At 64.8% G+C, this 21,967-nt stretch carries 18 protein-coding genes and 1 tRNA gene; 6 read left to right on the forward strand and 13 right to left on the reverse strand.

Going from position 1 to position 21,967, the window contains the following annotated elements; translation table 11 throughout:
* Window positions 1–1,203 carry an FMN-dependent L-lactate dehydrogenase LldD gene (lldD, locus tag E5A73_RS00590; RefSeq protein WP_135961872.1) on the reverse strand — a complete coding sequence of 401 codons (1,203 nt, stop codon included), beginning with the start codon at window positions 1,201–1,203 and terminating at the stop codon, window positions 1–3.
* A gap of 433 nt (window positions 1,204–1,636) precedes the next feature.
* Between lldD and E5A73_RS00595 the strand changes: the two genes are divergently transcribed.
* From E5A73_RS00595 to E5A73_RS00610, 4 genes are all read left to right on the forward strand, one after another.
* Window positions 1,637–4,777 carry a TonB-dependent receptor gene (locus E5A73_RS00595; RefSeq protein WP_135961873.1) on the forward strand — a complete coding sequence of 1,047 codons (3,141 nt, stop codon included), beginning with the start codon at window positions 1,637–1,639 and terminating at the stop codon, window positions 4,775–4,777.
* Between the two features lie 129 nt (window positions 4,778–4,906).
* Window positions 4,907–5,629, forward strand: coding sequence for a SapC family protein (locus E5A73_RS00600; RefSeq protein ID WP_135961874.1), 723 nt, complete (start codon window positions 4,907–4,909; stop codon window positions 5,627–5,629).
* 5 nt (window positions 5,630–5,634) lie between these two features.
* Window positions 5,635–6,666 carry a cupin-like domain-containing protein gene (locus tag E5A73_RS00605; RefSeq protein ID WP_135961875.1) on the forward strand — a complete coding sequence of 344 codons (1,032 nt, stop codon included), beginning with the start codon at window positions 5,635–5,637 and terminating at the stop codon, window positions 6,664–6,666.
* On the forward strand, window positions 6,663–8,153 hold the full coding sequence (locus tag E5A73_RS00610; protein ID WP_135961876.1) for a tryptophan halogenase family protein: 1,491 nt from the start codon (window positions 6,663–6,665) through the stop codon (window positions 8,151–8,153). The genes E5A73_RS00605 and E5A73_RS00610 overlap by 4 nt, the downstream gene beginning before the upstream one ends.
* Before the next feature lie 461 nt (window positions 8,154–8,614).
* Here E5A73_RS00610 and E5A73_RS00615 read toward each other — a convergent pair whose 3' ends face one another.
* Both E5A73_RS00615 and E5A73_RS00620 read right to left on the reverse strand, forming a co-directional pair.
* Window positions 8,615–8,941, reverse strand: a complete 327-nt coding sequence (locus E5A73_RS00615) for a hypothetical protein (protein ID WP_135961877.1) — start codon at window positions 8,939–8,941, stop codon at window positions 8,615–8,617.
* 14 nt (window positions 8,942–8,955) lie between these two features.
* Window positions 8,956–10,434, reverse strand: coding sequence for a L,D-transpeptidase family protein (locus E5A73_RS00620; protein ID WP_476712827.1), 1,479 nt, complete (start codon window positions 10,432–10,434; stop codon window positions 8,956–8,958).
* Between the two features lie 293 nt (window positions 10,435–10,727).
* On the opposite strand from E5A73_RS00620, the gene E5A73_RS00625 reads away from it, so the two are divergent.
* Window positions 10,728–11,450, forward strand: a complete 723-nt coding sequence (locus tag E5A73_RS00625) for a GDSL-type esterase/lipase family protein (protein ID WP_135961878.1) — start codon at window positions 10,728–10,730, stop codon at window positions 11,448–11,450.
* Between the two features lie 7 nt (window positions 11,451–11,457).
* Here E5A73_RS00625 and E5A73_RS00630 read toward each other — a convergent pair.
* The 6 genes from E5A73_RS00630 to E5A73_RS00655 all read right to left on the reverse strand — a co-directional run bounded on the left by E5A73_RS00630 (window position 11,458) and on the right by E5A73_RS00655 (window position 17,252).
* Window positions 11,458–11,533, reverse strand: a tRNA-Lys gene (locus E5A73_RS00630).
* A 112-nt stretch (window positions 11,534–11,645) separates the two neighbouring features.
* Window positions 11,646–12,764 (reverse strand): rod shape-determining protein RodA, encoded by a 1,119-nt coding sequence (rodA, locus tag E5A73_RS00635; protein WP_135961879.1) that lies wholly within the window; start codon window positions 12,762–12,764, stop codon window positions 11,646–11,648.
* A complete protein-coding gene (gene mrdA / locus E5A73_RS00640) occupies window positions 12,761–14,797 on the reverse strand; it encodes a penicillin-binding protein 2 (protein ID WP_276605795.1) in 2,037 nt (678 codons plus the stop codon). The genes rodA and mrdA overlap by 4 nt, the downstream gene beginning before the upstream one ends.
* A 1-nt stretch (window position 14,798) precedes the next feature.
* Window positions 14,799–15,287, reverse strand: a complete 489-nt coding sequence (locus E5A73_RS00645; protein ID WP_135962484.1) for a rod shape-determining protein MreD — start codon at window positions 15,285–15,287, stop codon at window positions 14,799–14,801.
* A gap of 20 nt (window positions 15,288–15,307) precedes the next feature.
* Window positions 15,308–16,198 (reverse strand): rod shape-determining protein MreC, encoded by an 891-nt coding sequence (gene mreC, locus E5A73_RS00650; RefSeq protein WP_135961880.1) that lies wholly within the window; start codon window positions 16,196–16,198, stop codon window positions 15,308–15,310.
* Between the two features lie 13 nt (window positions 16,199–16,211).
* Window positions 16,212–17,252, reverse strand: coding sequence for a rod shape-determining protein (locus tag E5A73_RS00655; protein WP_135961881.1), 1,041 nt, complete (start codon window positions 17,250–17,252; stop codon window positions 16,212–16,214).
* 148 nt (window positions 17,253–17,400) lie between these two features.
* Here E5A73_RS00655 and mutL point away from each other — a divergent pair, with 148 nt between their 5' ends.
* On the forward strand, window positions 17,401–19,209 hold the full coding sequence (gene mutL, locus E5A73_RS00660) for a DNA mismatch repair endonuclease MutL (RefSeq protein ID WP_135961882.1): 1,809 nt from the start codon (window positions 17,401–17,403) through the stop codon (window positions 19,207–19,209).
* 309 nt (window positions 19,210–19,518) lie between these two features.
* On the opposite strand, the gene rplI is transcribed toward mutL, so the two are convergent.
* From rplI to E5A73_RS00680, 4 genes are all read right to left on the reverse strand, one after another.
* Complete coding sequence (gene rplI / locus E5A73_RS00665) at window positions 19,519–20,118, reverse strand: 50S ribosomal protein L9 (protein WP_135961883.1); 600 nt, start codon at window positions 20,116–20,118, stop codon at window positions 19,519–19,521.
* A 12-nt stretch (window positions 20,119–20,130) separates the two neighbouring features.
* On the reverse strand, window positions 20,131–20,355 hold the full coding sequence (gene rpsR / locus E5A73_RS00670; RefSeq protein ID WP_010543816.1) for a 30S ribosomal protein S18: 225 nt from the start codon (window positions 20,353–20,355) through the stop codon (window positions 20,131–20,133).
* Window positions 20,356–20,369: 14 nt separating this feature from the next.
* Window positions 20,370–20,765: a 30S ribosomal protein S6 gene (rpsF, locus tag E5A73_RS00675; protein WP_100281333.1), complete on the reverse strand. Its 396-nt coding sequence runs from the start codon at window positions 20,763–20,765 to the stop codon at window positions 20,370–20,372.
* A 165-nt stretch (window positions 20,766–20,930) separates the two neighbouring features.
* The gene (locus E5A73_RS00680; protein ID WP_135961884.1) at window positions 20,931–21,929 is read right to left on the reverse strand and encodes a sugar phosphate isomerase/epimerase family protein; all 999 of its coding nucleotides are present in this window, start codon (window positions 21,927–21,929) and stop codon (window positions 20,931–20,933) included.
* Between the last annotated feature and the right edge of the window lie 38 nt (window positions 21,930–21,967).

Genomic DNA, 21,967 nt, shown 5'->3' on the forward strand with positions numbered 1-21,967 from the left:
CTATCCCCTAAATACCGGGCTTTGCACCCGTTCTTTGCAGTTCGGCTCAACGGTAACCGGTTCCACCAGCGCGTCTCGGGTGATCTTTTCGATGCTCGTGCAGCCGGTCAGCGCCATCGCGACGTGCATCTCGGCCTCGACCAATTGGAGCATGTGGCTGACGCCCGCTTCGCCACGCGCGGCGAGCGCAAAAGCCCAGGCGCGGCCGAGCAGCACGCCCTTCGCGCCCAATGCGAGCATCCGCACCACGTCGAGTCCCGAGCGGACCCCGCCATCGGCGAGCACGGTCAGCCGCTCGCCCACCGCTTCGGCGATAGCAGGCAGCGCCTGCGCGGTCGACGGCACGCCGTCGAGCTGGCGCCCGCCATGATTGGAGACCACGATGCCGTCGGCACCGATCTCGGCCGCGGCGTGTGCGTCTTCGGGATCGAGGATGCCCTTGATGATCAGCGGCCCGTTCCAGCGCTCGCGAATGAAGTCCAAGTCGCGCCAGCTAACCGTCGGGTCGAAATTATTGCGCATCCAGGCAAAGAAATCCTCGAGCCCGCTATTCTTGCCGAGCACCGGCGCGACATTGCCGAGCTGGTGCGGGCGTCCGTGCACCCCGACATCCCATGCCCAGCCCGGACGCTTCACGGCCTGCCACATCCGGCGCAGGCCGCCGGACATGCCGCTCGCCCCGGCCAGCCCCGAGCGATAGTCGCGGTAGCGCGATCCGGGGACGGGCATGTCGACCGTGAACACCAGAGCGTTGCACCCCGCGCCGACCGCCTGGTCGAGCAATTCGCGCATGAAGCCGCGGTCGCGGATCATGTAGAGCTGGAACCAGAAGGGCGCGTTGGTGCCGCGTGCCACTTCGCTCAGCGGGCACGCGGAGACGGTGGAAAGGCAGAACGGAATCCCCGCTTTCTCCGCCGCGCGCGCCGCCTGCACTTCGCCGCGCCGTGCGTTCATTCCTGCAAGTCCGATCGGCGCCAGTGCAACCGGCATTTTCAGGCGCTGTCCGAACAAGGTGGTAGAAAGATCGAGCGACGAAACGTCCCGCAGGATCCGCTGGCGCAGCGCGATCGCAGCGAGATCATCGACGTTCCGCTTGAGCGTCACTTCGGCATAGGAGCCGCCGTCGATATATTCGAACAGGAAATGCGGAAGCCGCCGGCGGGCAAGCTCACGGTAATCGAGGGTGGAAGCTGCTCGTCTCATTGCGTGATATACTGTGCCATAAGATGGAACCCGCTGTCGAGCCAGCTTCGGTCGTCTTTACGTTGCGCGCAAGGCTTGAGGGGCTCGCGGCGCGGTCGGTTACGTCTCTGCCAGTCAGACTGGGCAAGGGCCGATTAGCGGGGAGCGCCTCCGCATACCCCGTCACCAAGTAGATGCAGGGCCGGCTGCCACGATCATAAGCGCTGTGCTATTTTTGTCGCAGACGAAAAGTTTCGCGCGCTCCTCGTTTGGGTCGGCCGAGTAAGTGACTGGCAAGTAATCAAAATCTTTCGCTCTTCCGGCTCTGGCGGAAACCTCTTCCGACCAGTTGACAACGTAAGACAATTTGGTAGCGTTAACATCGAGAGGCGACCACGCCGACTCAGATAAAAAACCATGCGGCGCGCGGGACGCGCCGACAAGGAGGGGACAGATGAACACCATTAGGCTTTCGCCCGCGCTCGCGCGCTCGGCTTCCGCTCTCGCCATCGCAGCGAGCTTCCTGATGCCGGCGGTGGCGTTCGCGCAGGACGCAGCTGCGTCGGGCGATACTCAGGCGACCACCGCCGGATCACAGGAAGACCCTGCCGCGGAAGACGTTGTCGTCACCGGCATCCGCGCGTCGCTGGATCAGGCGATCGCGATCAAGCGCAACTCCGCCGGCGTTGTCGACGCGATCTCCGCCGAAGACATCGGCAAGTTCCCCGACACGAACCTCGCCGAATCGCTGCAGCGCATCACCGGCGTATCGATCACCCGCGCCAATGGTGAAGGTTCGCAAGTCGCGGTCCGAGGATTCAGCGGCGGCTTCAACTTGGTGACGCTGAACGGCCGCCAGCTCCCGTCCACCAGCATCGACACGAGCACCGGCAACGCGTTCGCGCGTGGCACCGGCCGCTCGTTCGACTTCCAAAATCTCGCGTCGGAAGGCGTCGCCACGCTGGAGGTCTACAAGACCGGCCGCGCGAACATTCCGTCGGGCGGTATCGGCGCGTCGATCAACGTCGTCACCCGCCGGCCGCTCGACGCCCGCGAGGACGGCCTGTCGGGCTCGATCGGCGCCAAGGCGCTCTATGATACAACGGTCCAGGATGCCGAGGGCGATCTGAGCAAGATCACGCCCGAAGTGTCCGGCCTCATCAACTGGAAAAACGACGCCGGAAACTTCGGCATCACCGTATTCGGCAGCTACCAGTTGCGCGAATCGACTTCGATCCAGTCGAACCCGAACTACTGGAATATCGTGCCGCTCGCGGACTTCCTCAATCCCGCCGGTCCGTACATCAATGCGGGCACAAACATCACCAACCGCCCGACAACGCCCTATGTTCAGATCCCGAACGACAGCCGCTATCAATTCTCCGAAAATCGCCGCGAGCGCCTGAACGGCCAAGCGGTCGTCCAGTTCAAGCCGACGGAGAGCCTCGAGATCACCGTCGACGGCCTCTATGCCCGGAACAAGCTGAGCGACGAGCGCAGCGAGCAGACCAACTGGTTCCAGCGTCCGTTCACCGACGTCACCTTCGACGACAATGATCGGATGCAGAGCGCGGTCATCCTTGCCGAGGCCGTCCAGGCGGACAAGGGATATGAGCAGCAGCGTTTCGCCACCGACACCGAATTGTATTCGATCGGCGGCAACATCAAATGGAATTTCACCGACAACATCTCGCTGACCCTCGACGCCAATCATTCGAAGTCGAAGACCGACCCGGACAATCCGAACGGATCGTCGGCGACGACGATTTCGATCGGTGCACCCGTCCGTGCGACGCACCGCGTCGACTTCACGAGCGGCTTCCCGCAGCAGTCGGAGACGATAAACGACTGCACCGCGCGTGGCGGCAACTGCAATAACCAGCTCGATATCGGCGATCTGGGCACTCAGGTCGCCCGCGTGATCACCTCCGAGCAGGAATCGCGGATCAACCAGTATAGTGCGGAATTCGCCTGGGACCTGGGCGAGGGAAGCCGCTTCAGCTTCGGCGGCGACTATGTCGACGCACGGATGCGGTCGACCACCGTCAACACCACCCAGCTGCTGGGCGACTGGGGAATCACCGACACCGGGCTGGTCAACCAGCTGGCCGGCGATGTCGTCAAAACCTACTGCATGACTTGCAAGTTCGACAAATATGATCCGGCCTCGGCGGGGTCGTCGCTGGTCGCTTTCCGCGCGAATGCAGTCGATCTGCTCAACATCTTCGAACCTTATTATACTGCCCGCGGCCATGCGATCACTGCGAGCCCGCCTTCGGACGACACCGTCGGCGAGAAGACCTGGGCGGTCTTCGGCCAGATGGCGTGGGGCGGCGAAATCGGTGGGCGCCGCGCAAACGCGCTGATCGGCGTCCGCTACGAGCAGACCAGGGTCAATTCGATCGGCGTCCAGTCGGTGCCGGCCCAGATCCGCTGGGCCGCCGACAACGACTTCTTCGTCGATGGCGGGCCTCCCGGCGACGCGATCTCGGTGAAGGCCAAATATGATAACTTGCTGCCGTCGCTCGACTTCAACATCGAAGTGCTCGACAACGTGGTTGCGCGTGCATCGTTCAGCCGCACGCTGGCCCGTGCCGACTATGGCAATCTGTTCGCATCGGTGGGCGTGAACGGGCCAAACCGACCGACCGCGCTCGGTGCGGCAGCCGCGCCGGCGACCCGGCAGGATCCGGGGCTGTTGCCGCTGGAGTCGGACAATTTCGACGTGTCGCTGGAGTGGTACTACAAGCCTTCGAGCTTCGTCTCGATCGGGTTCTTCAACAAGAACGTGCGCAACTTCATCGGTACCCAGGTCACCAACGGCAATTTGTTCGGACTGCGTGACCCGAGCGCCGGGACTGCGGGATCGCGATCGGGCGCCGCTCTCGACTTCATCACGGCCAACGGGTACGATCGCAGCGACATCAACCTGTTCTCTTATACTGCGCTGCTGGTGCAGAATGGCGGAAACCAGGCAGCCGCGGCGGCGACCTTCCAGGCCAATTACGGCAACGAGAAGCCGGGTGCACTCGATACGCTGTTCGTGAATACTCTGCTGGCCGCTGTGGATGTCGTCGGCAATGCGCAGGATCCGCTGTTCAACTTCGCGATCAGCGGTCCAGTCAACAACCGTGAAGGCAATATCCACGGCTTCGAAGTCGCATGGACTCACTTCTTCGGGCAGACCGGCTTCGGCTTCGCGGCGTCGTACACAAAGGTCGACGGCGACGTGAATGTCGACCCGTATGCCGACCCGAACGTCAATATCTTCGCGCTTACGGGTCTGGGCGACAGTGCCAACTTGACCGGGATCTACGACAAGAACGGTCTTTCGGCCCGCGTCTCGTACAACTGGCGCGACAAGTATCTGTCGGGAACGAACCAGGGCGGTAACCGCAATCCGCTGTTCACCGACAAGTTCGGTACGCTGGATGCGAACATCAGCTACGACATCACCGACAACATCTCGCTGTCGCTCGAGGCGATCAACCTGACGAGCGAGTCGTTCCGTCAATATGCCCGCACCAAGACCAATTTGGTCTATGTCCAGGAGCTCAAGCCACGCTTCTACCTCGGTGCGCGTTTCCGCTTCTGAGCGAATTCGGGAGTGGGCCTGGGTCCACTCCCGGAAAAGGGAGGAAGGCCGCCGCGATGTGCAGCGGCCTTTTTCTTTTGTCGGCCGCTATCGCGCTGCTAGACCTGAGCAGAAACAGGACCGGAGCGGATGAACCCCGTACAGATCAACAATATCGACCATGCAGATCTGCGCGTCAGCCCCAGGGCCGGCGCCGAATTCGGCAACGCCGCCAATCAGGCGTTGGTGTTTCCCGCCGAGTTCGAGGAACTGCAGCGCGAATTCGCAATCATTTTCCGGCGCCGCGAGACCGGGCTTCAGGCATACGCATTGCTGGGGCTGGACCGCGACGAGAACCTGTTCCTGTCCGGTGACCGTTGGACGAGCCGCTATGTGCCGGCGACGCATCGGCGCGGTCCTTTCTCCATCGGCATAGCGCGGGACTCCACGGACGCGGCGGCCGGGGAACCGATGATTCATCTCGACATGGACGATCCGCGCGTGGGGGACGGCGAGGGCCTGCCGCTCTTCCTCGAGCATGGCGGCAACGCACCCTATCTAAACCTCATCTCCGGCGTGCTGCGGCTGCTGTATCAGGAGATGGAAAGCGCGCCGGCCGCTTATGCCGCGCTCGATGACGCCGGGCTGCTTACGCCGGTCACCCTCACCATCGACGTGAGCGACGATTCCCGCTTCACCGTGCCCGACGTGTTCGTGGTGGATGTCGAACGGCTCGCCGCAGTAACTGGCGAACCGTTGGAGCGGCTGCACCGCTCGGGCATCTTGCGGCTCGCCATTCTCGCCGCGGCCTCGCTCGGCAACGTGCAGCAGCTGATCGGCCGCAAGCAAGCGCTGTCGGGCGCAACCGGCTGATCGCGATGCCGGCCATCACCCGCCGCACGCGCGTGATCGAGGGGACGGACGCACGCAGCGTGCCGGTGGCCGATCTGATCGCCGATGGCCGCCCTGCGATCCTGCGCGGAATCGCGCGCGACCTGCCCCTGGTCGCTGCCGGGCTGGACAGTGCGGAGACGGCAATCGCCTGGCTGAAGCAATTCGATGGCGGTCGTCCCGTCACTGCCTATGTCGGCGAACCGGCGATTGGCGGCCGGTTCGGATATACCCAGGATTGTACTGCGCTCAATTTTGCCCGGGAGAGCGGGTCGCTGTCGGGCTATCTCGATCAGCTTCTAACCAGCCTTGATGACCCGGATGCGCAGGCAATCTATATCGGCTCCACCGATATCGACCTTTATTTGCCGGGACTTCGTGCCCAGGCCGTGTTGCCCTTCGGCGATCCGCAGCTCGCGGCGCATCCGCCGCTGGTCAGCATCTGGATCGGGAACCGGACCACTGCGTCCACGCATTACGACATGTCGAACAACATTGCCGTAACCTTGGTCGGGCATCGGCGGTTCACGCTCTTCCCACCCGATCAGGCTGCCAATCTCTATCCCGGCCCGTTCGACCTGACCCCCGCCGGCCAAGTCATCTCGATGGTCGATTTCGACGTCCCCGATCTGGCTCGCCATCCCGGCTTCACCGAGGCACTTGCCGCCGGCGAAGTCGCCGAGATGGAACCGGGCGACGCGCTGATCTACCCCGCTTTGTGGTGGCATCAGGTCGAGGCGCTCGATCCGTTCAACGCCATGATCAACTATTGGTGGAACACGTCGCCCCGCTTCATCGACACGCCGCAGAACACCCTGCTCCACGCGATGCTCAGCCTGCGTGATCGCCCCGAGCACGAGAAGGCCGGGTGGAAGGCGCTGTTCGATTATTACATCTTCGGCCCCGCCGATCGCGCCGGCGCGCATTTGCCCGAGCATGTCCGCGGCAATCTGGCGCCGATCGACGAAATCAAGGCGCGGCGGCTCCGCGCGCAACTCCTGAACAGGCTGAATCGATGAGCGAGCAGATCGTGAAGCGCGTCGTGATTGCCGGCGGCGGCACTGCCGGCTGGGTCGCTGCGGCGGCGTTGGTCAAGCAGCTGGGGCCGATGCTGGACATCACGCTCGTCGAATCCGACGAAATCGGCACGGTGGGAGTGGGGGAGTCTACGATCCCGACTTCACGCCGCTTTCACCAATTGCTCACCATCGACGAAGCGATCTTCATGCGCGAGACGCAAGCGAGCTTCAAACTGGGCATCTCGTTCGAAAACTGGAGCGGCGAGGGCTCGCATTACTTCCACTCCTTCGGCCAGATCGGGCGTCCGTCGACCTGGATGGCCGACTTCCACCATTTCTGGCTCGAAGCGCGCGACAAGGGTTTCGGCGGCGAACTCGGCGATTATTGCCTCGAACTCAAGGCGGCGGCGGCGGGGCGTTTCGCAACCGGCCCCGACGCCACGGTTCAACATGCCTATCATCTCGACGCGACGCTCTATGCGCGCTTCCTGCGCCGGCTGAGCGAGGCCGCAGGGGTGCGCCGCGTCGAAGGCAAGATCGCGCAAGTCGAGCAGGATCCGGAAAGCGGCTTCCTCACGGCGCTCGTGCTCGAATCGGGCACGCGGATCGAAGGCGATCTCTTCCTGGACTGCACCGGTTTTCGCGCGCTGCTGATCGAGCAGGCGCTCGGTGCCGGGTTCGACGACTGGACCCACTGGATCAGCACCGACAGCGCCTTCGCGGTGCAGACTCGCGCGACCGAGCCTGCCGTACCCTACACGCGCGCGATCGCGCACCAGGCGGGGTGGCGCTGGAAGATCCCGCTCCAGCACCGCGTCGGCAACGGCATCGTCTTCTGCAGCGATTTCCTCTCGCCCGACGAAGCGCGCCAGCAATTGCTCGACGCCGTCGAAGGCGAAGTGCTCACCGAACCCCGGCTGATCCGCTACAAGACCGGACAGCGGCGCAAAGTGTGGGACAAGAACTGCATCGCACTCGGGCTGTCGAGCGGCTTCATCGAACCGCTCGAATCGACCAGCATCCACCTCATCCAGGTTGCCGTGGCCAAGCTGATCCAGTCCTTCCCCTTTTCGGGCGTCGGCGCCGCGCAGGCCGAACGCTTCAACGCGCAGGCGCGCCACGAGATGGAGCGCATCCGCGACTTCATCATCCTCCACTATCACCTGAACAGCCGCGACGAGCCGTTCTGGCAGCGCTGCCGCGACATGACGATCCCCGACACCCTCGCCGAACGGCTAGCTCTGTTCGGCGAGGCCGCGCACGCCTATCAGGCGGCGGACGATCTGTTCCGCGTCGACAGTTGGGTGCAGGTTTTGCTCGGCCAGGGGCTCACCCCGCGCGGCTATCACCAGCTCGCGCGGATGATGCCGCAGGACGAACTGCGGCAGGCGCTCGCCGGGGTTCGCGACAATGTCGCCGCGGCGGTGCAGACCATGCCCCGCCACGCCGACTTCCTCCAAAGCTATTGCCCGGCCGGCGAGGCCTAGGCAGGAGATAAATCTTCCAGAGAAATCAAATGCTTGAACAGGTTTTCCACCTAAGGGTTAGGACGCGAGCAGATACGACAAGTTCGCTGCGAGCGGTGCCGCTTCCCTCTTCGCTTGTACGGTTGGCGACTGGGGCTGACCCCTTGTAATGTAGGATTTCCTCTGCTGAGATCGATGCGCTGCCGCTCGGCGGCCGCTCTTTGCCACTGTCGATCCCGACCGGAACACAAGATACGTCTGGGCCGGACCCTTTATGAGTTCCGCCACCGCCCGTTCGTCGCTGGACATGCGCGATAGTGTGACCCTGGTGTGACCTTCGCGCACAAGATGCGCGCACGGCGGCGCATCGCCCTCACCTTGATCGCGAGCGGCTTCCACTTGATGTATGACCTTAAGTCTGCGCAACCCCCTTCCGTTTCAGGGGAGAGGGAAACACTGGAGTCTCTCGATCCGCCCGGAGCCTAGTTCGCCGGCTGGCCCTCGTTGCCGCCTTCGTCGCGCGAGACCCGCGCGGTCATGCCCGTCGCGTCGGCATCGTCCTGCGTCTGCTCGTCGGCGCTGAGCGACGGCGGTGCGGCTTCGGGGGGCGCCTCGCTGGTGACATTGTCGATCCGCGGCGCGGCCGGGGCTTCGGTCGGCACCGTAGTTTCGACCGTGCTGTTCTCGGTCTCGATCGGGGTCATGTCCTCGGCATTATTCGGCGCCTTGGGCTCGTCCCGGCCGCCGCAGCCGCCGAGCGCCAGCGCGCCGGCGGCGGAAGCGAGCAGTGCGATACGCTTGAGATTCATCGGAATGTCCCCTTTCAACGTGCGGCGACGGCGGTGATCGCCGAGCGCCTTTCGATCTTCGCCGCGAGCGTCTTGTCCCAGCCATAGGGGTCGCCGCGGAAGTTCATCGCGCCGTTCGCGCTGGCGAACGCGGTCCAGTAGAGCAGATAGACATGGACCTGGTCCTGCGGCTGGAGCTGGACGCGCAGCGTCTTGGCCTTGGCCAATGCCTCGTCGATCTGTTCGGGCTGCCACGCGGGATCGTTGCGCAGAAGCAATTGCGCAAGCGGACCCGGCTTTTCGAGCCGCACGCAGCCATGGCTGTCGAGCCGGTCGAAGCTGGCGAACTTCGCCTGCGCCGGAGTGTCGTGGAGATAGACGGCGTAGGGATTGTCGAAATCGAACTTGTAGAGCCCGAGCGCGCTCTTCGGGCCGGGCTGCTGCTGGATGCGGCGCCCGGCGCCGGTGCCGATGATCTTGTAGTTGTTGCGCGCCAGATAGGCCGCGCCCTTGGGGAACAGCTCCTTGGCGGCGATCCCGGCGGGGACGTTCCATGGTGGGTTGAGCACGATCGAGTGGATCCGCGACTGAAGCATCGGCGTCTCGTTGCCCGGGCGGCCTGTCACTGCCTTCATCGAAGCGATCGGCGCGTCGCCTTCGAACACGGTCAGCACCGCCGCGGCGATGTTGACCTGGATGCGCTTGGCGGGGAGCTCCTGTGGCAGCCAGCGCCAGCGCTCCATGTTCGCCATGATCTGGCGCACGCGGTCTGCGGCGGGAACGTTGAGCGCCCCAACCGTGCCGGTGGAGACCAACCCGGTCGGGTTGAGCCCGTAGCGCCGCTGCGCGCGGATTACGGCGTCCTTCAGCTCCTGGTCGAACTTGGCGCCTGTCGCGACGACGTCGCTATCCTCGACCGCGAGCCGCTTGCGCAGCGCCGCGACACGCGGGCCGCTCGCGCCGACGGTCATGTCGGGCCCGGCGGCGATTGCGGTCCAGCCGCCCGCCGCTTCGATTTTCCGATAATTGACCAGGCCCTTTTGCAAACCGTCATAGCCGGCATAAGGCGGCGGCAGCGAACGGAACCATGCCGCGATACGATCGCGCTTCACCGCGTCGGCAAAAGCGGGGACGGGGTCGTAGGCCGCGGGGCGGAGCCCCCAATCCTGCTGGAAATCGCTCGCGTCGAGCCGCCCCGAATGCACCGCGCGGGCATAATCGAGCGCGGCGCGGACCACGGTGTCGCTGCCGTCGAGCCGCGCCTGCGCGCTGCCGTCATGGCGCAGCCCGTGCGCGAAGCCGGCATCGGCGAGCATCTGGCCGAGTTGGGCGGTCTGGCTGGCGCTGAGTGTCGGCAGCGGCATCGGCGGCACGACGGGCGGCACTGCCTGGACGATGGGGGCGGCCGGTGGCATCTGCTGCTGCGCGAAGCCGGGCGCGCTCACCAGCCCCACGGCACCGACGAAAGCGGTCCCCAGCTGGAAGGATCGACCCAAAGTGGCTCGCAATTTCACACTCGTTACTCCTGTCCGACTGTTTCCCCCCACTGGCAAAACAGTTGAATCGCGGTGCTAATAGTCGAATATCGGGTGCGAGTGCGAGCAACTATTGACCCGCGGGCGAGATATCTCGCCCGCGGGTCGAAACAGGGGCGCGGATCGCTGTCCGAACCCGAGCCCGGAGCCGCACCCATTCCGGGCTCCCTCGTAAGAACGGCAGCCGCGGCGCGAGCTTGCCAGCTTTGTTGCGGCCGTTAAGCTCGCTCGCAATGCGGGCGGGTGCCCGACCGCTGGAGACAGGAGAGCACATGTCCCGTATCGTCCGCCGCGGCTTCCTCGCAGGCGCGCTCGCGCTTCCGCTCGTCGCCCATGCCAAGGTGCAGCAAAGCGGTGAGGACAAGCGCCAGCGCCAGTTGCGCGACGACTGGCCGTGGCTCGGCCGCTATGCCGACGAAAATCGCGCGCTGCTCGCTGCGGGAACGAAGACCAACATCGTCTTCATGGGCGATTCGATCACCGAGGGATGGCGTCGCCAGCGCCCGGGCTTCTTCAAGCCGGGCCGGGTCGGCCGCGGGATCAGCGGTCAGACCACGCCGCAAATGGTGCTGCGGATGATGGCCGACGTCGTCGCGCTCAAGCCGCGCTACCTCCACATCATGGCCGCGACCAACGACGTTGCCGGCAATACCGGCCCGATGACGCTCGCGCAGACTTTCGACAATTTCCGCATGATGATTGCGATCGCCCAGGCCAATCGCATCGAGGTGCTGCTCGCCTCGGTCCCGCCCGCGGATCGCTTCCCGTGGCGCCCGGGGGTCGAGACGGTCAAACCGATCCGCGCGATCAACGCCTGGCTCAAGCGCTATGCGAAGACCGCGGGCGCGACGTGGATCGATTATTGGCCGGTGCTGGCCGACGCGAACGGCGCGATGAGGCCGGGCCTCGCAAATGACGGTGTCCACCCGACCGAGCAGGGCTACGATCTGATGGCGACCGTGATCGAACCATTCCTGCGCGCGCGGAAGATATGAAGGAAGGTGGTGGACGCACTTGGGCTCGAACCAAGGACCCGCTGATTAAGAGTCAGCTGCTCTACCAACTGAGCTATGCGTCCATTCCGGGGCGTTGCCGGCGCTCTTGGTGAGTGCGCCGCCGCGTTTGGAGGGGCGCGGTTAGCAAAGCTTGGGCGGATTGCAAACCCTAAAATGCGTGCGCCGTAAAATCCTCTACCAGCGCTGCTTGCGGCGGCTCTCGCGATCGATCGACATCAGGATGCCGAAGCAGATCATGAACGTCATCTGCGCAGTGCCACCAAAGCTGATCAGCGGCAGTGGAATGCCCACCACCGGAGCGAGCCCCATCACCATCAGCATGTTGATCGACGAATAAAAGAAGATCGTTGCGGAGAGTCCGGCGGCGGTGAGCCGGCCGAACCTGGTCTTGGCGCGCATGCTCACGCTGATCCCCCAGCCGATCAGGAAGCCGAAAGCCAGGATGATGAACAGCCCGCCCATCAGCCCCCATTCCTCCATCATCGTCGCAAGCGCGAAATCGGTATGGCCCTCGGGCAGGTAATCGAGATGGCTCTGGGTGCCGTTGAGGAACCCCTTGCCGAAAATCCCGCCCGATCCGATCGCGATCTTGGACTGGCTGATGTGATAGCCGGTGCCGAGCGGATCGCTTTCGGGGCTCATGAACACGAGCACTCGGTTGCGCTGATAATCGTGGAGCACGAAATTGACGACGAGCGGGATCGCCGCGGCCATGGCCAGCCCGCCACCTATGAACAGTCGCAGCGGAATGCCCGAGAGGAACATCACCGCGACTCCGCTGCCGACGATCATCAACGCAGTGCCGAGATCGGGCTGGAGCATCACCAGGGCCGCGGGCAGTCCGATCAGTACGGCCGCCGGCCACAGCGCGCCGAACTTGCGAATCTCGCTGGCCGGCAGGATTTCGTAGAATCGCGCCATCGTCAGCACGATGATCGGCTTCATCAGCTCCGAGGGCTGGAGGCGGATGATCCCGAGGTCGAGCCAGCGCTGGCTCCCGCCCGCGACCGCGCCGAGCGCTTCGACACCGAGCAGCATCAGCAAAATCACCCCGTACATTGGGAATGTGCCATGCGCCCAGAAGCGCTCGGGCACGCGGGACAGCGCGATCGCCATGCCGAAGAACACGAAGAAACGCAGGCCCTGCGAATACGCCCAGGGGTAGAGGCTTCCGCCCGCGGCGGAATAGAGCACGACCAGCCCGAAACAGCCCACCGCGAGGACGAGCAGCAGGACCTTCCACGGCAATTGCGCCAGCGGGGCAGGGACCATGCCCGGTCCGATCCTGCTCATTCGGCCCGATCCTCGTTGCGTCCCGCCACATCGCCGACCGGAACGGTGGCATTGGCGGCCTCGGACACGACGTTGCTCGCCGCCGCTTCGGCGTCTTCGGGAACCGGCGGGGGAGGGGCGGCCTTGGCCGCAGCCTGGGCCGCCTTGAACGCCTCGCTCTTCTGCGCCAGCCGCTCGCTATAAGTGCCACCCCAGCCCTTCTCGAGCGCGTGCAGCGACGCCATCGCCTTCTCACGATCGAACAGGAACGTCATGATGTCGCGCGCGGTCGGCGCGACGTCGGTGACGGGATTGACGTGGCCATGATGCTCGAGGACGATCGACGCGGCATAGCGCGGATTATCCCACGGCGCGAAGCAGACGAACAGCGCGTGATCGCGCAGTTTGAACGGCAACGAGGCGTTCTTGAGCACTCCCGAGCTGCGTTCGGCCGAAGTGATCGCGCGGACCTGCGCGGTCCCGGTCTTGCCGGCGAGTTCGATCCCGGAGATCGGCAAGCGCGCCTTGCCGCCGGTTCCGCCGCCGTTGATCACTGCCCACATGCACTGGCGCACGGTCTGAATGTGCTGCGGATCGATGCCGAGCGACGGGGCGGGCTCATGGACCCCGTCGAGCAATAGCCGCGGCACGATCGCGCGGCCCTGCGCCATCCGCGCCGCCATCACTGCAAGCTGGAGTGGGTTGGCGAGGACATAGCCCTGGCCGATCGAGGCGTTGACCGAGTCCGCGATGGTCCAGGGCTGCTTGTACTTTTTCTCCTTCCAGGCGCTGTCCGGGACGGTGCCGAAGCGCTGGCTGGTATAGGGCAGGTCGAAGCGCTGCCCGAGACCCATCTCGCGCACCGTCGGCGCGAACGCGTCGTAGCCAAGCTCGCGCGCCATCGAATAGAAATAGATGTCGCAGCTCTGCGCCACCGCGCGTTCCATATTGACCGCACCATGGCCTCGCCGGCTGTGGCAGTGGAAGGCGCGACGCCCGACCTGGAGCGCGCCGGTGCAATTGACCGTGGCGTTCGGCGAAATCCCCGCGCGCAGCACCGCCAGCGCGTGCATCGGCTTCACCGTCGAACCAGGGGGATAGAGTCCCTGCAGCACCTTGTTCATCAGCGGCACGTGGTCGTCGCCAGAGAGCATCTTCCACTCGGTCTGGCTGATCCCGTCCGAGAAGCTGTTCGGGTCGTAGCCAGGCATCGAGACCATTGCGAGCACGTCGCCGGTCAGGCAATCGAGCACGACGATCGAGCCCGAATTGTCGGCCAGCCGGCGCGCGCAATATTCCTGAAGTCCCGCGTCGATGGTGAGCTTGACGGTCTTGCCGGGCACGTCTGGCCGCGTCGCCAGTTCGCGCACCAGTTTGCCGCGCGCGGTGACCTCGACGCGCTTCGCGCCGGCGGTTCCGCGCAGCCGATTCTCGAGGGTCTTCTCGAGCCCGTCCTTGCCCATTTTGAAGCCGGGCGTGACCATCAGCGGGTCTTTGCTCTCCTTATATTGTTCGGCGGAGGCCGCGCCGACATAGCCGATCAAATGGCCGACCCCAGCGCCGAGCGGGTAGTTGCGGGTGAAGCCCTGCGTCGCCTGGACACCCGGCAGCTCGGGCAGCCGGACCAGCACCATCGCGTAGCGCTCCCAGTCGAGGCTTTCCTTCACCTGCACCGGCTGGAAGCCCTGAGCGCGCTTGAGGTCGGTGGCGATGCGGGCCATGTCCTCCGGCGTGAGGCCGAGCATCTGCTGGAGCGCGGCGAGGGTCTCCTCGCGTTTCTCCAGCCGATCCGGAATCAGGTCGACGCGGAAATCGGTGCGGTTGTTGGCAAGCGGCTGGCCGTTGCGATCGACGATCCAGCCGCGGCGCGGCGGGCTCAGCGTCAGGCTGACCCGGTTATCCTCGGCCATCATTTTGTAGCGTTCGTTCTCGAACACCGAGAGCCAGGTCATGCGTCCGGCCAGCACCAATGCGATCGACGCCTGGGCGCCCCCCATCAGCAGGGCGCGTCGCGAAAAACTGTAGGTCTGCGAGGCTTCGGTGACTTTCAGCACCTCATTGCTTCCTCACATCGCGGTCGCACCAAGCGCACAGTCGATAAATCAGCGGGAACAACGCGGCCGACGCCAACATCTGAAGCAGCAATGCCGTATCGACATGCGCGCCGAATGGCGAGGCGACGAGGCGCCCGGCAATCAGGCAAAAACCGATGGCGCCGGATGCGATCAGCCAGTCTTGCCAGAAATCGCGCCATACCAGCCGCGTATCTAGCACGTCGATCGCCAGCACGCACAATGTCCACAGGAGCATCGCCGAGCCCAAGGGCTGGCCGCTCACCATGTCGTCGAACAAGCCGAGCAGCACCGGGACCCAGACGCGCATCGAGTCGCCGCGCAGCATTCGCCAGCCGAGTAGGACCATTAGCCCGAAGGGCGGCAGAAACGGCACGACCGCCACCACCGGCAGCAACGTCATCAGCGAACCCAGCATCACCGAGAGCGGCGCAAGCCACACGGCGCGCGGGGGCTTTTCGGACTGACCCATGGGGATGAATTCGACGGGGCTCACGGTGCCGGCTTGGGCTGGATGGTCGGCGATGGGGCGGGGGCCGGTTCGGGCAGATAGGTCTGCTGGACGAGCGCGAAATCGAGCGCGTCGGGATTGGCGGCCGGCTGGGCGACCGCGATATCACCCTGGTTGCGGATTACGCGCGCCACGACGATGTTGGGCGAGAATACGCCGCCGGTTCCCGAAGTGACGAAGACGTCGCCGATCCTGAACCCCATTGTGGAGACGCTCGCCGAGCGAATATCGAGCAATCCATCGCCTCGGCCCGAGGCAATTGCAGGAAGCCCGTCGCGGACGCGGCGAACAGGAACGATGCTCTCGGGGTCGACCAGCAGCAGCACGCGCGCGCTGTTGGGGCTGGTCTCGATCACTTGGCCGATCAGCCCGGAGGGGTCGCGCACTGGCTGGCCGCGCTTGACGCCCTGCCAGGAGCCGGCATTGAGCGTCGCGTAGCGCCGTGTGCTCGATGACGAACTGTTGACCAAACGAGCCGCAACGATCGCGTCGGTCGTCACGTCACGCAACTTGACCAGCTCACGCAGCCTGCGGTTCTCCTGTTCGAGTGTCTGTGCGCGAGCAACCGTCAGTGCATCCTTGGCGAGCTGCTTCTTCAGCCGCGCATTCTCACCATGCACGGCAAAGTAGCTGCCTATCCCGTCGGGGATGCCCGATAGGCCGCGCCGCGCCCAATGCAGGCCTGAGGCAACCGGCGTCGTGATCTCGGAGAACACCGAGCGGAGCGCCGCGAACGCCGGCGGGTTGAACGTCGACAGCAACAGCAGCACCGCGCCGATCAGCGCACCGCCGGCCGCACCGACATAGCCGATGAACCGTCCATATTGCGCCCGCCGCGAAAACCCGGGGCGCCGGTTGCGTGGCGGCGCCATGTCCGTAAGCTCCCTAGACCTGGATGAGCACGCCGCGGAACATCGGATCCTCGAGCGCCCGCCCGGTGCCCAGCGCCACGCAGGTCAGCGGATCCTCGGCCACGGTCACCGGCAACCCGGTCTCGTCGCGTAGCACTTCGTCGAGACCCTCGAGCAGCGCGCCGCCGCCCGTAAGCACGATGCCCTGGTCGACGATGTCGGCAGCGAGTTCGGGCGCGGTATTCTCGAGCGCGATGCGCACGCCCTCGACGATCGTGCCGACGGGCTCGCTAAGCGCCTCAGCGATCTGGCCCTGGTTGATCTGGATTTCCTTGGGCACCCCGTTGACGAGGTCGCGACCCTTGATGTGGATCGTCTTGCCGATGCCATCCGCGGGTGGCCGCGCAACGCCGACTTCCTGCTTGATCCGCTCAGCGGTGGCTTCGCCGATCAGGAGGTTATGGTTGCGGCGGACATAGGAGACGATCGCTTCGTCCATCTTGTCGCCGCCGACGCGGACCGAAGTCGAATAAGCGAGGCCGCGCAACGACAGGACTGCGACTTCGGTGGTGCCGCCACCGATATCGACGACCATCGAGCCGATCGGCTCGGTGACCGGCATGCCCGCGCCGATCGCGGCAGCCATCGGCTCCTCGATCAACCAGACCTGCGACGCGCCGGCGTTCGACGCGGCATCGCGGATCGCGCGGCGCTCGACCGAAGTCGAGCCCGACGGCACGCAGATCACGATCTGCGGCCAGCGCATGAAGCGGCGCTGACCGTGAACCTTCTGGATGAAGTGCTTGATCATCTGCTCGGCGACATCGATGTCGGCGATCACACCGTCGCGAAGCGGGCGAATCGCCTCGATCGAACCGGGTGTCTTTCCCATCATCAGCTTGGCGTCGTCGCCGACTGCCTTGACCCGCTTGACGCCATTGATCGTCTCAACCGCGACGACCGACGGCTCGTTGAGGACGACGCCGCGTCCGCGGAGATAGACGACGGTGTTCGCGGTGCCGAGATCGATCGCCATGTCGTGGGACATGAATTTGAAAAAGCGGGAAAAAGCCATTCGTTGTTCCGTCCTGCCGATCGGGCGCCCGCCGTCGGCTGTTCGCACCAGATTTTAGACCGGACCCTTCCGGGGCGGACAATAAATCCGTCTCGGTGCGTGCGCTTGCGGGTCGCGGGATGCCGCCCGTTGGGCTAGACAGACTGCCATGTCAATACGCCGTCTCCCCGAGCATCTTGTCAACCGGATTGCAGCCGGCGAAGTGGTCGAACGCCCCGCCAGCGCGCTGAAAGAACTAGTCGAAAACGCTATCGACGCCGGTGCCGCCCGGATCGCCGTCCGCCTCGCCGCGGGCGGCACCGAATTGATCGAAGTCACCGACGATGGCTGCGGCATGACGCCCGCCGATATGATGCTCGCGCTTGAGCGTCATGCGACGTCGAAGCTGCCTGACGACGCGATCGAGGCAGTCGCGACGTTGGGTTTTCGCGGCGAGGCGTTGCCGTCGATCGCCAGCGTCGCCCAGCTGACGATCGAGAGCAGGGTGCGCGGCGCCGATGGCTGGTCGCGCACGGTCGACAATGGCGAATGCGTGGCCGAAGGGCCGGCCGCGCTGCCGCCGGGCACACGCGTCCGCGTCGAGCAATTGTTCGCGCGCGTTCCGGCGCGCCGCAAGTTCCTGCGCTCGGCGCGCGCCGAATATGGCGCGAGCATGGACGTAGTGAAACGGCTGGCAATGGCACGGCCGGACATTGCCTTCTCGGTCGAGCATGACGGGCGCCGGGCGCTCTCGGTCCAGGGCGGCGAATCCCGCCCCGAGCGGGTCGCGGCGCTCACCGATCGCGACTTGGCGGAGAACAGCGTCGCGATCGACTTCGCCCGCGAGAGCCTGCTGCTCGGCGGCGTCGCCGGGCTGCCGACCTTCAATCGCGGTGTCGCGGATCACCAATATCTTTTCGTCAATGGCCGGCCGGTAAAGGACCGGCTGCTCGTCGGCGCGGTCCGCGGTGCCTATGCCGAAATGCTCGCGCGCGACCGGCATCCGGTTGTCGCGCTGTTTCTCGAAATCCCGCCCGATCAGGTCGACGTCAACGTCCACCCCGCCAAGACCGAAGTCCGCTTCCGCGATCCCGCATTGGTCCGCGGGATGATCGTCAGCGGCCTGCGTCGTGCGCTCGATGAGGCGGGTCATCGCAGCGTCCAACGGCCGAGCGAGGCCGCCCTGGGGATGTGGACGTCGGAAAGGCCGTCCGCTCCCCAGCTGGGAGAAGTCTCGACCGAATGGTTTGGGGCACAGGCCCACCATCCCTTCGCTGAAGGGGAGGGTCTAAGGCATTATTCCGGGGTGGCGCTGCACGATCGCCGCCCCAATTTCCTCACACCGCAGCCACAGGCCCGCGCCGAGCCGGCGTACGCGCCCGTTCCGCAGAGGATCGACTTCCCGCTCGGCGTCGCTCGCGGGCAAGTCGCCAAGACCTATATCGTCGCCGAAGCCGAGGACGGACTCGTCCTCGTCGACCAGCACGCCGCGCACGAGCGCCTCGTCCTTGAGCGGATGCGCCGCGCGATGCAGGGCGGCGGGGTGCCGAGCCAGGCCTTGCTCCTCCCGGAAGTCGTCGAACTCGACGAGCCCGGCTGCGATCGGCTCGAGGCGCGCATCGGCGAACTGGCCCAGTTTGGCCTCGAACTCGAGCGCTTCGGTCCGCGCGCGATGCTCGTCCGCGCCACGCCCGCCGCGCTGGGGCAGGGCGACGTCCACGGCCTCGTCACCGATCTCGCCGACGAGCTCGCCAGCTTCGACGAAGCGCTGTCGCTCAAGGAGCGCCTCGATCACGTCGCCTCGACCATGGCCTGCCACGGCTCGGTCCGCGCTGGCCGCATCCTTTCGGTTGCCGAGATGAACGCGCTCCTCCGCGAGATGGAAGTCACGCCGCATTCGGGCCAATGCAACCACGGTCGCCCGACCTGGGTGAAGCTGGCGCACGGCGATATCGAGAAGCTGTTCGGGCGGAAATGAGCGAAATGAACGCCAGCCAAATATCACGTTCAGTTCGCTGCAACCTTGTTCGCCAAGGCTCGTTTTACAGCCGAACAGTCGAACAAGGTTGACGCCCGATGACCAAGTTGATGCCGGTGATACTCGCTCTCATCCCGCTCGCGGCCGTCATCAGCGCCTGCGTTTCGTGCCCGTAACCGCACCCAGATCATAGCCCCCGAACCTGATCCGGCCCGTCGCACCTGGTGTGGCGGGCCTTTTTCTTGGCCGCGCAAGAAAAAGGCCGCCCCGGACTACCGGAGCGGCCTTGTTTCCATCGTCGGCAAAGGCTCAGCCCTCGGCGTTCTCGCCTTCAGGTGCCGACTGCGCTTCGGCAGTCGCGCCCGGCTCGGCGTTGGGATCGTAATCCTCGACGAAGCCGGCTTCGTCCTTCTCGAACATCGCCGTCATCACGTCGACGCCCTGCGACTGCATCTCGGCCTCTTCAGGTGAGCGGGCCACGTTGACCTTGACGATCACCGAGACCTCGGGGTGCAGAGCAACCTTGATGTCGTACACGCCGATCGCCTTGATCGGCTTGTCGAGCACGATCTGCGCCTTGGTGACCTTGTGGCCGTCGGCAGTGATTGCCTCGACCAGATCGCGCGCTGCGACCGAACCGTAAAGCTGGCCGGTGTTCGAAGCCTGACGGATCAGCGTGACCGAAACGTCGTTGAAATTGCCGGCTTCCTTTTCGGCATCACCACGGCGCGAAGCGTTGTCGGCTTCGATCCGCGCGCGATTGGCTTCGAAGACCTTGCGGTTGGCGGCGTTCGAACGGAGCGCCTTCTTGTTGGGCAGAAGGAAGTTGCGGGCGAACCCGTCTTTGACCTTCACCACGTCGCCGATGGCGCCGAGCTTCTCGACGCGCTCAAGCAGGATGACTTCCATGCTATCTGCTCCTTACTTGACGATGTAGGGCAGCAGGCCCAGGTGACGGGCGCGCTTGATGGCCTGGGCCAGCTCGCGCTGCTTCTTCGCGCTCACCGAAGTGATGCGCGAGGGGACGATCTTGCCGCGCTCGGACACGAAGCCCTGGAGTAGACGGACATCCTTATAGTCGATCCGGGGCGCGTCCTTCGCGGAGAAGGGGCAGCTCTTGCGACGGCGGAAAAATGGGCGTGCCATGGTTCAATAACTCCTTATTCGCCGCCGAAACCGGTATTACCGCCGGCATCGTCGCGATCGCGACGACCACGGCCGCGCTCGCGGTCCTGACCCTTGCGCATCATCACGGTGGGACCCTGCTCCAGCTCGTCGACCTTGACGGTCATGTAGCGGATCACGTCTTCATTGATCTGCGTCTGGCGCTCGAGCTCGGCGACGACGCCCGCGGGGGCGTCGATCTCGATCATCACGTAATGCGCCTTGCGGTTCTTGGCGATGCGATAGGCGAGCGAACGAAGACCCCAGGTCTCGGTCTTGAGAACCTTGCCCTTATTATCTTCGACGATCTTGGTGGCGGCTTCCGCCAGTGCATCCACTTGCGCCTGCGCCAGATCCTGGCGCGCAAGGAACACGTGCTCGTAAAGAGCCATGCGTTTCTTCTCACTGTTGGCCGATCGCTGACGCGCACCCCATGTGCAGCGCCCCTCCGGCTGTCGTCTCAAAAGTAATCGGGGGCAGAGACCGTGTCTCCACCCCGACTGCGGCGGCCTATGCGGGAAAAGCTGCGCAAATGCAAGCGACGGGCTGGAGCCCGGTCAACCCAAGCGGTTTGGCTCCGACTGGAACAGCGCGGCGCGCGCGAGATCGAGCGCGGCAACCGCGTCCTGACGCGCCTGCGCGGCGCGCATCGCCTCGAAATCGAGCCGATCGAGCGCGCCTTCGATATGCTTGAGGAAGCCTATCGCGCTCTTTGCAGCGCCGACGCAATCTTCTCGGAAGGGGAATTGGTCGAGCTGCCACACGCCCTCCCACTGGTTCTTGCGCAGCGTGTAGAAGAACTCGAACAGCTCGATCGGATGGACTGACCCGGCGATCATGTCGTCGTCCCAGCCGCGCAGATTGTCGTTCACGTCCATGCCGAACAGCCGGCCATGATCAATCGCCAACTGGGCGGCGTCCGCCGGGGATTCGCCGCCGTACAGCGAATGGCCGAAATCGAGGAGGATGCCGATATTGGGCAGGCCGATCTTCTCGATGCCCAGCAAGGTGCGCGCAACGCTGTCGAAGCTCATATGGTTGCGGGGCTCGCGTGGCTTGTATTCGATGACGAATTTCAGGTCGGGATTGGCCTGGGCAAGCTCGCTCACGCCGTCCAGGCTCTTGCGCCAGATGTCGCCATGATCGACCTGGAAGGGATAGTCCCAGCCGTCCTGGCCCGGCCACAATTTGACGTAGCTCGCGCCGAAGCGACGGACGACATTGGCGGCTTCCGTGATCAGCTCATTGGCGCGGCGGCGCACCCCGGCATCAGGGTTGGTGAACGCGCCCTTGGCAAATTCGCGCGTGTAGATTTCAGGGGTGATGCCGATCACGTCGAGATTGTTGCGCTTAAGCGCGGCTTCAACCGCGGCGAAATCGGTCTCGCCGCCGGGGAACGGATAGTTGATGTCGACCACCGACAGGTCGCCAACCTGGCCAGCGAGGTCGATCATCTCGATCAGCGAGCGCGGCGGGCCATAGCCGTCGGTCGCATAGCGATCGACATAGGTCGCGAAGTGCCAGATCCCTGCGCCGAACTTCTGCTCGCTCGCCATGCATTCTTCCTCTCGATTGGTGCGCTCAGTGCGACCCG

It is taken from the genome of Sphingomonas gei (assembly GCF_004792685.1).
Lineage (GTDB): Bacteria > Pseudomonadota > Alphaproteobacteria > Sphingomonadales > Sphingomonadaceae > Sphingomonas > Sphingomonas gei.

What these genes read in the sequence shown, in the direction of transcription:
- lldD (WP_135961872.1), bottom strand. Translation starts at nt 1,203, where the DNA reads ATGAGACGAGCAGCTTCCACCCTCGATTACCGTGAGCTTGCCCGCCGG.
- E5A73_RS00595 (WP_135961873.1), top strand. Translation starts at nt 1,637, where the DNA reads ATGAACACCATTAGGCTTTCGCCCGCGCTCGCGCGCTCGGCTTCCGCT.
- E5A73_RS00600 (WP_135961874.1), top strand. Translation starts at nt 4,907, where the DNA reads ATGAACCCCGTACAGATCAACAATATCGACCATGCAGATCTGCGCGTC.
- E5A73_RS00605 (WP_135961875.1), top strand. Translation starts at nt 5,635, where the DNA reads ATGCCGGCCATCACCCGCCGCACGCGCGTGATCGAGGGGACGGACGCA.
- E5A73_RS00610 (WP_135961876.1), top strand. Translation starts at nt 6,663, where the DNA reads ATGAGCGAGCAGATCGTGAAGCGCGTCGTGATTGCCGGCGGCGGCACT.
- E5A73_RS00615 (WP_135961877.1), bottom strand. Translation starts at nt 8,941, where the DNA reads ATGAATCTCAAGCGTATCGCACTGCTCGCTTCCGCCGCCGGCGCGCTG.
- E5A73_RS00625 (WP_135961878.1), top strand. Translation starts at nt 10,728, where the DNA reads ATGTCCCGTATCGTCCGCCGCGGCTTCCTCGCAGGCGCGCTCGCGCTT.
- rodA (WP_135961879.1), bottom strand. Translation starts at nt 12,764, where the DNA reads ATGAGCAGGATCGGACCGGGCATGGTCCCTGCCCCGCTGGCGCAATTG.
- E5A73_RS00645 (WP_135962484.1), bottom strand. Translation starts at nt 15,287, where the DNA reads ATGGGTCAGTCCGAAAAGCCCCCGCGCGCCGTGTGGCTTGCGCCGCTC.
- mreC (WP_135961880.1), bottom strand. Translation starts at nt 16,198, where the DNA reads ATGGCGCCGCCACGCAACCGGCGCCCCGGGTTTTCGCGGCGGGCGCAA.
- E5A73_RS00655 (WP_135961881.1), bottom strand. Translation starts at nt 17,252, where the DNA reads ATGGCTTTTTCCCGCTTTTTCAAATTCATGTCCCACGACATGGCGATC.
- mutL (WP_135961882.1), top strand. Translation starts at nt 17,401, where the DNA reads ATGTCAATACGCCGTCTCCCCGAGCATCTTGTCAACCGGATTGCAGCC.
- rplI (WP_135961883.1), bottom strand. Translation starts at nt 20,118, where the DNA reads ATGGAAGTCATCCTGCTTGAGCGCGTCGAGAAGCTCGGCGCCATCGGC.
- rpsR (WP_010543816.1), bottom strand. Translation starts at nt 20,355, where the DNA reads ATGGCACGCCCATTTTTCCGCCGTCGCAAGAGCTGCCCCTTCTCCGCG.
- rpsF (WP_100281333.1), bottom strand. Translation starts at nt 20,765, where the DNA reads ATGGCTCTTTACGAGCACGTGTTCCTTGCGCGCCAGGATCTGGCGCAG.
- E5A73_RS00680 (WP_135961884.1), bottom strand. Translation starts at nt 21,929, where the DNA reads ATGGCGAGCGAGCAGAAGTTCGGCGCAGGGATCTGGCACTTCGCGACC.